The organism is Pseudomonas sp. 05T35, assembly GCF_056396605.1.
The window spans coordinates 1-11,208 of the sequence record NZ_JBFTLU010000108.1 but is presented as its reverse complement, the minus strand read 5'-3'; the positions used below and the strand labels follow the sequence as shown (position 1 = coordinate 11,208).

Sequence of the window (11,208 nt, the reverse complement as noted above, 5' to 3'; positions counted from 1 at the left end):
CCGCGACGGCCGCACCACCGGCCCCGGGCTGTGGGGCCAAAACGAAAAAACGCCGCAACCCGCTGCACTTGCGCGAAAGGGGTATGCGACGTCTTTGTCGTAGGTGGGGCAACCGCCGTTGGCTACCTGTGCGGTTTACTTAGCGAGATCTGTGCCAACAGACGAAACCGAGTCGCGGCCAATCGCGAGCAGGCTCGCTCCCACAGTTGATTTGTGTACGACGCAATTTCCTTGTGGGAGCGAGCCTGCTCGCGATGGGCGCCCCAACAGGCGCTAGAAGGGTCAGCCCAGCAGCTCGCTCATGGCAATGATCTGCTCGGCCACCTGGATCAGCTTCTGTTGGCGGCTCATGGCCTGACGGCGCATCAGGGTGTAGGCCTGTTCTTCATTGCAGTCCTTCATTTTCATCAGCAAGCCCTTGGCCAGTTCGATGCGCTTGCGCTCGGCCAGTTGCTGGTCGCGGGCCTGGAGTTGGGCACGCAAGGCCTGATCGCTTTCAAAGCGTGCCATGGCCACGTCGAGGATCGGTTGCAGGCGCGCGGCATGAATGCCTTCGACGATATAGGCGCTGACGCCGGACTTGATCGCCTGGCGCATCACGTCCGGGTCGTGCTCGTCGGTGAACATCACGATCGGCCGAGGCTGGTCGCGGCTGACCAGCACTACTTGCTCCAGCACATCACGGCTCGGTGACTCGGTATCGATCAGGATCACGTCCGGACGCACCGTTTCGACGCGCGCAGGCAGGTCGATGGTCAGGCCTGATTCATCGATCACCTCAAACCCGGCTTCGGTCAGCGCGGCCTTGAGCCGCCCGACCTTTTTCGCCGTGTCGTTGATCAGCAGGATACGCAACATATTTGCAGCCTCCTGTCAGCGGCGGGCGAGAAGAGCGGGGGTGTCGGCCATGGCGTGCAGCTTGAAGCTGCGGGCATACGCCGCCGGGTCCGAGCCATTCCATATTTTACCGTCGATCAACTGGCTGCTGCGCATTTCCTGATCCCGGACCGCGATCCCCAGCGCGCTGGCGGCATCGCGATAGACGCCAAGTTGCTGGACCTGACGCGCCACCTGCAGATAGTCCGGGTCTTCGCGCAGCAAGCCCCAACGCCGGAATTGAGTCATGAACCACATACCGTCGGAAAGGTACGGCAGGTTGACCTCGCCGCCGCCATGGAAGCGCAGCGCGTGAGGGTCCTGCCAGCGATTGCCCAGACCGTCGGCATAATCGCCCAGCAGGCGCGGTTCGATGCAGTCGAGCGGTGCGTCCAGGTATTCGGTAGCACTCAACAGTTGCGCGGTGCTGCGGCGGTTTTCCGTGCTTTGTTCAATGAAACGACTGGCCTCAAGGATCGCCATGACCAGCGCTCGTGCGGTGTTCGGGTATTGCTCGATGAAGGCGCGGGTGCAGCCAAGAACTTTTTCCGGGTGGTCGGGCCAGATGGTCTGGCTTGTCGCCAGGGTGAAGCCGAGGTTCTGCTTCACCGCACGGGCGCTCCAGGGTTCGCCGACGCAGAAACCGTCGATTCGTCCGGCCTGCAAGTGCGCGACCATTTGTGGCGGTGGCACCACGACGCTGTCGACATCCTGCAACGGATGGATGCCCTGGCTCGCCAGCCAGTAATACAACCACATGGCGTGGGTGCCGGTAGGGAAGGTCTGGGCGAAGGTGAGTTTTGGGCGACTTTGGTGCACGTGACGGTCCAGCGCTTCAGGACCGGTCACGCCTAGCCCTTGCAGGCCATGAGAAAGGTTGATGCTCTGGCCGTTCTGGTTCAGCCCCATCAGCACGGCCATGTCCGTCGCGGCGACGCCGCCGATGCCCAGATGCACCGCATAGATCAAACCATAGAGGCTGTGGGCGGCATCCAGTTCGCCACTGACCAGTTTGTCCCGCAGGTTGGCCCACGACGACTGGCGCTTGAGGTTCAGGGTCAACCCGTAGGGTTGGGCGAAGCCCTGAGTCGCCGCAACCACCACGGATGCGCAGTCGCTCAGGGCCATGAAACCGAGGTTGATCGCGGTCTTTTCCGGGGCATCGCTGCCATTGACCCAGGCCAGCGGTCCTGCTTCAGGTTCAGTCATCACATAAGCACCTTGCATGAAAAAAGCGCCGTACCCAGGCCCCATGTGCAAACCAGGCCAGGTGACGACGCCGTTGTCCTTTTTAATCGTTACCTGGCACGCATCCCGCCATTGGCATGGGTGCCGATGTCAGTACCAGTGCAAGGCATATGCCACTGAGGTCTGATTTCATCGCGCACCTCGCTTGCGACCCCGATGCACGGCTATAATCGCCGCCTTATTTCGCCGCCAACCGAGTCAAGCCCACCCATGTATACCCTGGCCCGCCAACTGCTGTTCAAACTCTCCCCGGAAACCTCCCACGATCTGTCCCTGGACCTGATCGGCGCAGGCGGGCGTTTGGGTCTCAATGGCTTGCTGTGCAAGGCGCCAGCGCAGTTGCCAGTGAATGTCATGGGCCTGGACTTTCCAAACCCGGTGGGGTTGGCGGCTGGTCTGGACAAGAACGGGGCGGCCATCGACGGGTTTGCGCAATTGGGTTTCGGCTTCGTCGAAATCGGCACTGTTACCCCGCGTCCGCAACCGGGCAATCCAAAGCCACGGATTTTCCGCTTGCCGCAAGCCGAGGCGATCATCAACCGCATGGGGTTCAACAACCTCGGCGTCGATCATCTGCTGGCGCGTGTGGCCGCGGCCAAATACAAGGGCGTGCTGGGGATCAACATCGGCAAGAACTTCGACACGCCGGTTGAGCGTGCGGTCGACGACTACCTGATCTGCCTGGACAAGGTCTACGCCCACGCCAGTTACGTGACGGTCAACGTCAGCTCGCCGAACACTCCGGGCCTGCGCAGCCTGCAATTTGGTGATTCGCTCAAGCAACTGCTCGAAGCCTTGCGTCAGCGCCAGGAAGACCTGGCTCAACGCCATGGCAAGCGTGTACCGCTGGCGATCAAGATCGCACCGGACATGACCGACGAAGAAACCGTTCAGGTGGCACAAGCGCTGATCGACACCGGGATGGACGCGGTGATTGCGACCAACACCACCCTGAGCCGCGTAGGCGTCGAAGGCATGGAATACGGTGACGAGGCGGGTGGCTTGTCCGGCGCACCGGTGCGCGACAAGAGTACTCACACGGTCAAGGTCCTGGCGGCCGAGCTGGCCGGGCGTTTGCCGATCATCGCGGTGGGCGGCATTACCGAAGGCAAGCATGCAGCTGAGAAAATCGCTGCGGGCGCCAGTCTGGTGCAGCTCTACTCTGGCTTCATCTATAAGGGCCCGGCGTTGATTCGCGAATCTGTAGACGCGATCGCAGCCCTGCGTTGACCTCGTAGCAGCTGCCGAGCCTGCGAGGCTGCGTTCGGCGGCGAAGCCGTCGTGAAATCAGACACCGTGGTCTTGCAGGTGCGCGGTGCATTCCGGGTTTACGACTGCTTCGCAGCCGAACGCAGCCTCGCAGGCTCGGCAGCTGCTACAGGGATTGTGGAGAAGTTGGCATAAAAAAGGGCTCCTCGAAGGAGCCCTTGGGCCGAAGCCCGCCGTCCGGAGAGGACGTGCGTGGTTAAGTCGTTACCTATTCAGATTTTCGTGTCGGAGTGTGTGCCCTGTTTTAGCCGACGGCGTGAAGTTCGTTGAGTCTATGGATTCCCGCAGTGCCGGTCATACCGTCCCAGTTGTCGCCGCGTCCTTCTCGCCAGCCGTTGATCCAGGCTTGGCGTACCGACGGTAGAGTAAAGGGGCAAAGCTCACGGGATTTTCCACCAACGCCATATTGATATCCGCGCAAAAATGCTCTTTCCAACGGATCACGCTTAAGTCTTCTCATAGGGTGTTTCCCTCACTTGTTGACTGTATTTGTCGCGTCGACCTCGATCGAGGTCAGGCAGAAAAATTCTGCCGTTGGTGGCTCGCTGCCGGCGTCACGAGCCAAGGTGTTGACGCCGTTGCGACGTCAACCTGTGTTGAGTTCTAACCAATGCGTCACATCGAGGGAATGATCGTTTTGTCATAAGGACGTAACGATAATGATGCTAAGGCCATAAGTAACACGATGTAATTCCCGTGTTCATTGACCAAAGCTCGCTATGATCGGCCTTTCACTGGATGATGCGGCTAATGATTGAGTAAAAATGTCCACCCATTGCACTCGGGTACTATTCGACGAAGGGTCGAGTTATGACATTTTGTTGCACAGAATTTTTTATCTGCCCGGGCATCTAAGCTCATTCAACCGGTTGGTTGGCTGTGTGGCCAGGGTGGGGCGGCACACTTTCGTGCCACGCGAGCGCTCTTCAAGAAAAGCGCTTGATTGAAAACCGAGCGGTCAATGCGTTGTCCGTTCACTTATTGCTAAAGGCCCTGGAACTCCCATGTCGGATCGTTACGAACTCTTCCTCACTTGCCCCAAGGGCCTCGAAGGCTTGCTGATCGAGGAAGCCGTCGGGCTTGGCCTTGAGGAAGCGCGTGAGCACACGTCGGCTGTGCGCGGCATGGCCGACATGGAAACGGCTTATCGCCTGTGCCTGTGGTCGCGTCTGGCTAACCGGGTGCTGCTGGTACTCAAGCGTTTCCCGATGAAGGATGCCGAAGACCTGTACCACGGCGTGCTGGATATCGAGTGGCAAGACCACATGCTCAATGACGGCACCCTGGCCGTCGAATTCAGCGGTCACGGCTCGGGCATCGACAACACGCACTTCGGCGCCCTGAAAGTGAAGGACGCCATTGTCGACAAACTGCGCACCCCATCAGGCGAGCGTCCGTCCATCGACAAGCTCAACCCGGACCTGCGTATTCATCTGCGCCTGGACCGTGGCGAAGCGATTCTGTCCCTCGATCTCTCCGGCCACAGCCTGCACCAGCGCGGCTATCGCCTGCAGCAAGGTGCGGCGCCACTGAAGGAAAACCTCGCCGCCGCAATTCTGATCCGCTCCGGCTGGCCGCGCATTGCGGCTGAAGGCGGCGCCCTGGCTGACCCGATGTGCGGTGTCGGTACGTTCCTCGTCGAAGCCGCGATGATCGCCGCCGACATGGCGCCGAACCTGCGTCGCGAGCAGTGGGGCTTCACCGCCTGGCTCGGTCATGTGCCGGCGCTGTGGAAAAAACTTCACGAAGAAGCCGTCGTCCGCGCTGCTGCCGGCCTGGCCAAGCCACCGCTGTGGATTCGCGGTTACGARGCCGACCCACGGCTGATTCAACCCGGCCGCAATAACGTCGAGCGCGCAGGCCTGAGTGAGTGGATCAAGATCTACCAGGGYGAAGTCGCAACCTTCGAGCCGCGTCCGGACCAGAACCAGAAAGGCCTGGTGATCTGCAACCCTCCGTATGGCGAGCGTCTGGGTGATGAGGCGAGCTTGCTCTATCTCTACCAGAACCTCGGTGAGCGTCTGCGTCAGGCCTGCCTGAACTGGGAAGCGGCGGTGTTCACCGGCGCACCGGACCTGGGCAAGCGCATGGGTATTCGCAGCCACAAACAGTATTCGTTCTGGAACGGCGCCTTGCCGTGCAAATTGCTGCTGATCAAAGTACTGCCGGACCAGTTCGTCACGGGTGAGCGTCGTACCCCGGAACAGCGTCAGGCCGAACGCGAGCAGGCGGCCTACGATCAGTCGCCGGCCGAGCCGCAAGAGCGTCAGTACAACAAGAACGGCAACCCGATCAAGCCTGTACCGGCGCCGGCTCCTGTTGTCGAGCAGCCACGTCTGAGCGAAGGCGGGCAGATGTTTGCCAACCGCCTGCAAAAAAACCTCAAGGCGCTGGGCAAGTGGGTCAAGCGTGAAGGTATCGACTGCTACCGTGTTTACGATGCCGACATGCCGGAATACTCCATGGCGATCGACCTGTATCACGACTGGGTCCACGTTCAGGAATATGCGGCGCCGAAATCGATCGATCCGGAAAAAGCCTCGGCGCGGATGTTCGATGCGCTGGCAGCCATTCCACAGGCCTTGAACATCGACAAGAATCGCGTGGTCGTCAAACGTCGCGAACGTCAGAGCGGCACCAAGCAGTACGAGCGCCAGAGCGCACAGGGCAAGTTCACCGAGGTGAACGAAGGCGGTGTGAAGTTGCTGGTCAACCTGACCGACTACCTCGACACCGGCCTGTTCCTGGACCACCGTCCAATGCGCCTGCGGATTCAGAAAGAGGCGGCGGGCAAGCGCTTCCTCAACCTGTATTGCTACACCGCAACCGCCAGCGTTCACGCGGCCAAGGGCGGTGCACGCAGCACCACCAGCGTCGACCTGTCGAAAACCTATCTGGATTGGGCGCGTCGCAACCTGTCGCTGAACGGTTTCTCCGACAAGAACCGCCTGGAGCAGGGCGATGTGATGGCCTGGCTGGAAGCCAACCGTGACGAGTTCGACATGATCTTTATCGATCCGCCGACCTTCTCCAACTCCAAGCGCATGGAAGGCATCTTCGACGTACAGGGTGACCACGTGCAGTTGCTGGACCTGGCCATGGCCCGTCTGGCGCCGGGTGGCGTGCTGTATTTCTCCAATAACTTCCGCAAGTTCCAGCTCGAAGAAAACCTCACGGCGCGTTATGCCGTCGAGGAGATCACCGCACAAACCATCGACCCGGATTTTGCCCGTAACGGCAAGATCCACCGCGCCTGGAAAATCATGGCGCGCTGAGGCTGATTGGATCCACAGAACCTTGATTTTTCGAGGTTCTGTGGCCTTTTTGCGCTGGCTAATCGAGTGGCTGATAGCTATAACTTCACTCAAAGCCAAGGTGACGTCAAAGCACGCCGGCGTTTTGAGTTTTGTTTATGCCGTCGCACGCCGTACGACCCAAGATCCTGGGCCTGATCAGTGAAGATGTTTCGGCCTGGCTCATTGCGCTGCTGGTGCTACTGGCCGGCGGCGTACTGACGGGGCTGCTCGCCTGGGCCAGCTTCAATGAGCACCATCAGCAGATGGCGCGGCGTTTTCAAATGCTGGTCAATGAGCGCAAGGGCCGGATTACCGAGCGTTTCGGCGATCAGGAACAGCGTCTTGATAGCCTGCGGCGTTTCTTCGTCAACTCCGAGTCGGTCTCCCGTGAAGAGTTCGACGGCTTTACCAAAGCACTGTTGCACAGAACTCAGGCCTACGCCTGGGCGCCGCTGGTTGCCCGTAGTGAACGTTCCGCGTTCGAGCAACGGGTGCGCGAGCAAGGTAAAGCAGGGTTCTCCATCAGCGATCTGACACCTTCCGCCACGTTGCAACCTGCCGCCGAGCGTGATGAATACGCGCCGGTGTTGTATAGCCAGACGCAAAGTGCAAAAGGTGCGCCGCTGGGTTTTGATTTGCTCTCGGAACCGACACGTCGGGCCACCCTGCAAAGGGCTCGCGACCTCAACGCGATGGCGGTGTCCGAGCCCACGCTGCTGGTTGGCGTCGATCCTGAATATGCCCATGGCGTGCTGCTGGTCGAGCCGGTTTTGCGTGATGCCGCAGCGTCAGCTCATGACGCTGTGCCCCTTGGTTACGTGCTGGCAGTGATCAGCATGCGTCAGTTGGTCATCGATGGGTTTCCGTTGCCCGGTCAGGACAACCTTGTGGTGCAGATTCGCGGTCGGGCGCAGGACGGTCAGGCGCAAGCGCTCTACGAATCTACCAATCGGGTGGCGAATCAGCCATTGCATTACAGCTCGATGCTGCGATTGGGCGATCATGTCTACGATCTCGATATTCGCACCAGCGCCGTGTTCGAACATGCCAATCATTCGGCGGTTGCCAGCCTGGTCGTGATGGGGGCGCTGTTGAGCGTGCTGCTCAGTGCCTTGCTCTACATTCTGGTCAGTCAACGGCAACGAGCGCTGGCGCTGGTCGAAGAGCGCACCCGCGAGTTGCGCCTGCGAGAACAGGAGTTGAGCGGCGCTCATGGTCAGTTACGCGGGGTGCTGGACGCGGCGACCCAAGTGGCGGTGATCGCCACCAACCTGCGTGGTGTGATCACCACCTTCAATGCCGGTGCCGAGCACATGCTCGGCTATCGCAGTGTCGATGTGTTGGGGCAGGCGACCCTGGAAAGCCTGCATCTGCCCGCTGAGCTGGAAGCGCGAGCCGTGGAACTCAGTCAGCGTTACTGCAAACCGGTGCCGAGCTGTCAGGCGATGCTGATGGAAGGTGGCGAAGCGGGTGGGCATGAAGCGCGTGAATGGACCTTGGTGCGCCAGGACGGCAGCTATCTGACGGTGAACATGCTCGCCACTGCCGTGCTCGACGAGCAGGGGCTGTGGGTCGGGAATCTGGCGATCTGCATCGACATTACCGAGCGCAAGCGGGTGCATGAAGCGTTGGCGGCGCGCGATTTGCTGCTCAAGAAACTCAGCGCTCATGTGCCGGGCGGCATTTATCAGTTCAAGATGGCGGTTGACGGGCGATTCAGTGTGATTTACGCGAGTGATGGCATCCGCGACATTTACGAGATCGATCCGGACGTGCTGCAACAGAACGCCGAGGCCATTTTCGAGCGGATCCATCCGCAGGATGTCGCTCGGGTGCGTTCCTCGATCCGGATCTCTTCGTTAAAGCTCAACCCGTGGCGCGAAGAGTACCGCGTACAGTTGCCGGTCCGTGGCCTGCGTTGGGTACGCGGTGAGGCAACGCCGGAAGAACTGCCCGGTGGCGGGGTGTTGTGGCATGGCTACATTTCGGATATTTCCGACCTCAAACGGGTCGAGGAAGAGCTACGCGCCTTGTCGGTGACCGACTCGCTGACCGGCATTCACAATCGACGCTATTTCCAGGAGCGGTTGACCATGGAAATGGCCCGCGTCGAGCGAGGTGTTGGAGACTTGGCGGTGATCATGCTGGATATCGATCACTTCAAGCGCATCAATGATGTGTACGGCCACGCGGCCGGCGATCGGGTGTTGCAGGCGATTTGTCAGCGCATCCGCCACCGTTTGCGGCGCACCGATGTGTTCTGTCGCCTGGGAGGCGAGGAGTTCATGGTGCTGTGTCCGGACACCAACGGGCAGCATGCCCATGCGTTGGCCGTCGAGTTATGGCAGAGCTTGCGTAATACGCCGATCGACGACCTGGGCACGGTGACTGCCAGCTTTGGTATCGCCAGTTGGCGTTCCGGGGAGGGGGCTGATGCCTTGCTGCTGCGCGCTGACTCGGGGGTTTACGCGGCGAAACAGGCCGGGCGGGATCGGGTTGAGATGGAGCTGGTGTAAGCCCGTTGTACACAAGCTTTTGTGGGAGCGAGCCTGCTCGCGATGCAGGCAACGCGGTGCATCAGAATGACCGTGTCATCGTTCATCGCGAGCAGACGAACGTCGCCCGGCTCTTCCCACATTGGATCTGTGGTGTTTGATCGATCGGCTTAAAGCGCCGACTCGGCCGTTGCCAGTTTCGGCTGGCGATACAGGTCCAGCAGCACCTGATCGAGCACCGTATGCGCGCCAAAAGGTGCCGGATCGTTGAGGATCGCGACCACCGCCCAGGTGTTGCCGTTGTTGTCGCGGCTGAAACCGGCGATAGCGCGCACAGTGTTCAGGGTGCCGGTCTTGACGTGTGCTTCACCCCGCATTGCGGTGGTCTTGAGGCGTTTGCGCATGGTGCCGTCCATGCCGCTGATCGGCAGCGAACTGACGAACTCGGCCGAGTACGGGCTTCTCCAGGCAGCCTGMAGCATGCTCGCCATTTCACGGGCGCTGACCCGTTCGGCACGCGACAGGCCCGAGCCGTTCTCCATCACCAGATGCGGCGCGGTGATGCCTTTCTTCGCCAGCCACTGACGCACTACGCGTTRTGCGGCTTTGGCATCGTCAGCATCGGCGTCGGTGCGGTATTTCGCGCCCAGGCTGAGGAACAGCTGCTGAGCCATGGTGTTGTTACTGTATTTGTTGATATCGCGGATGATTTCCGCCAGGTCCGGCGAGAACGCCCGGGCCAGTACCTTGGCATCCTTTGGTACAGCGGCCAGACGATCCTTGCCCTGGATGCTGCCACCCAGTTCCTGCCAGATCGCCCGTACAGCGCCAGCGGTGTAGGTCGCATGATCGAGCAGCGAAAGGTAAGTCTGCGAGCTGCAACCGTCGGCCAACTGGCCCGCAACGGTCACGGACACGCTGCCGTCGGCCTGGGTCACCGGGTTGTAGCGCACGCCCCCGGAACACTGTTTGCCGCTGAGGGCTTTGACCTGGTTGTCGATGCGAATGCTGGCGATCGGTGGTTCGACCGACACCAGCACCTTGCCCGAATCGTTGCGAGCGACGAAGCGCAGGGCCTTGAGGTTGACCATCAGCGCGTCGGGTTTGACCAGGAATGGCTTGTTTTCGTCTTTGCCGTCGTCATTGAACTCCGGCAATTGCGGCTGGACGAAGAAGCTGCGGTCCAGCACCAGGTCACCGGTAACTTGCTGCACGCCATTGGCTCGCAGGTCACGCATCAGCAGCCAGAGTTTTTCCATGTTCAGCTTTGGATCGCCGCCACCCTTGAGGTACAGGTTGCCGTGCAGGATGCCGCCATTGAGGGTGCCGTCGGTGTAGAACTCGGTTTTCCACTGGTGGTTCGGGCCAAGCATTTCCAGCGCGGCGTAGGTGGTGACCAGTTTCATGGTCGAGGCCGGATTGACCGAAACGTCAGCGTTGAAGACCGTCGGTGTGCCTGGGCCGTTGAGCGGAATCATCACCAGCGACAGGGCGCTGTCCTGGAGCTTGCTGGCTTTGAGGGCTTTTTCAACGCTGGGTGGCAGGCTGGTGTTGGTCGGGGCAGCGGAAACAGGGAAGGCCAGCGGCACAAGCAGGCTGGCGAGAAGCAATGGACGTAAAGATTTGATCATCTGAAATAAAACCCTACTGCCGAGGGGGAAAAAGATGAGGGCATGAGAATAAATTCCCTCGGTGGTCGCGAAAGTGTCGGCATTATGCCCCAAGGAGTAGCGGCTTGTGCCGTATCCAGAGGGCCGAATCCGCTATTTTTTTACCGGCGGTAGGCACAAGCGGCCAGAGAGTCGGGCAAACAACGGCTTAAACTGCTAAAGTGCTGCCCGTTATTACTTTTGAGGATTGTTCCAATGGCGACTAACCGTTCCCAGCGTCTGCGCAAAAAGCTTTGCGTCGATGAATTTCAAGAGCTGGGTTTCGAACTGAACCTGGATTTCAAAGAAGATCTGGCTGATGAGGCTGTTGACGCTTTCCTCGACGCGTTTCTGAAAGAAGCCATGGAAGCGAAC

8 protein-coding genes are annotated in these 11,208 nt (G+C 60.1%); 4 read left to right on the top strand and 4 right to left on the bottom strand.

Translation table 11 applies throughout. The features are described 5' to 3' along the window. Window positions 1–282: 282 nt before the first annotated feature. Together AC1DH9_RS11160 and AC1DH9_RS11155 are read right to left on the bottom strand one after the other, a co-directional pair. Window positions 283–858, bottom strand: a complete 576-nt coding sequence (locus AC1DH9_RS11160; protein ID WP_145015334.1) for an ANTAR domain-containing response regulator — start codon at window positions 856–858, stop codon at window positions 283–285. A gap of 15 nt (window positions 859–873) precedes the next feature. Beyond that, window positions 874–2,085: a CmpA/NrtA family ABC transporter substrate-binding protein gene (locus AC1DH9_RS11155; protein WP_427547000.1), complete on the bottom strand. Its 1,212-nt coding sequence runs from the start codon at window positions 2,083–2,085 to the stop codon at window positions 874–876. Between the two features lie 249 nt (window positions 2,086–2,334). On the opposite strand from AC1DH9_RS11155, the gene AC1DH9_RS11150 reads away from it, so the two are divergent. Beyond that, window positions 2,335–3,354 (top strand): quinone-dependent dihydroorotate dehydrogenase, encoded by a 1,020-nt coding sequence (locus AC1DH9_RS11150; protein WP_427547003.1) that lies wholly within the window; start codon window positions 2,335–2,337, stop codon window positions 3,352–3,354. A gap of 283 nt (window positions 3,355–3,637) precedes the next feature. On the opposite strand, the gene rmf is transcribed toward AC1DH9_RS11150, so the two are convergent. Continuing rightward, entirely contained in the window at window positions 3,638–3,853 is a 216-nt protein-coding gene (rmf, locus tag AC1DH9_RS11145) for a ribosome modulation factor (RefSeq protein ID WP_003223300.1), read from the bottom strand. A 544-nt stretch (window positions 3,854–4,397) separates the two neighbouring features. Here rmf and rlmKL point away from each other — a divergent pair. Continuing rightward, window positions 4,398–6,668: a bifunctional 23S rRNA (guanine(2069)-N(7))-methyltransferase RlmK/23S rRNA (guanine(2445)-N(2))-methyltransferase RlmL gene (gene rlmKL / locus AC1DH9_RS11140; protein WP_427547023.1), complete on the top strand. Its 2,271-nt coding sequence runs from the start codon at window positions 4,398–4,400 to the stop codon at window positions 6,666–6,668. Between the two features lie 137 nt (window positions 6,669–6,805). Beyond that, window positions 6,806–9,205 carry a sensor domain-containing diguanylate cyclase gene (locus tag AC1DH9_RS11135; protein WP_427547020.1) on the top strand — a complete coding sequence of 800 codons (2,400 nt, stop codon included), beginning with the start codon at window positions 6,806–6,808 and terminating at the stop codon, window positions 9,203–9,205. 149 nt (window positions 9,206–9,354) lie between these two features. Here the strand turns inward: AC1DH9_RS11135 and dacB are convergent, their stop codons facing one another. Further along, a complete protein-coding gene (gene dacB / locus AC1DH9_RS11130; RefSeq protein WP_477808170.1) occupies window positions 9,355–10,815 on the bottom strand; it encodes a D-alanyl-D-alanine carboxypeptidase/D-alanyl-D-alanine endopeptidase in 1,461 nt (486 codons plus the stop codon). 234 nt (window positions 10,816–11,049) lie between these two features. On the opposite strand from dacB, the gene AC1DH9_RS11125 reads away from it, so the two are divergent. Continuing rightward, a partial coding sequence (locus AC1DH9_RS11125) for a 50S ribosome-binding protein YggL (RefSeq protein WP_477808171.1) occupies window positions 11,050–11,208 on the top strand: 159 nt, incomplete at its 3' end.

Bases quoted from the DNA above. Each gene is read 5' to 3' on its own strand.
- AC1DH9_RS11155 (WP_427547000.1), bottom strand. From the start codon at position 2,085: ATGACTGAACCTGAAGCAGGACCGCTGGCCTGGGTCAATGGCAGCGAT.
- AC1DH9_RS11160 (WP_145015334.1), bottom strand. From the start codon at position 858: ATGTTGCGTATCCTGCTGATCAACGACACGGCGAAAAAGGTCGGGCGG.
- AC1DH9_RS11150 (WP_427547003.1), top strand. From the start codon at position 2,335: ATGTATACCCTGGCCCGCCAACTGCTGTTCAAACTCTCCCCGGAAACC.
- rmf (WP_003223300.1), bottom strand. From the start codon at position 3,853: ATGAGAAGACTTAAGCGTGATCCGTTGGAAAGAGCATTTTTGCGCGGA.
- AC1DH9_RS11135 (WP_427547020.1), top strand. From the start codon at position 6,806: ATGCCGTCGCACGCCGTACGACCCAAGATCCTGGGCCTGATCAGTGAA.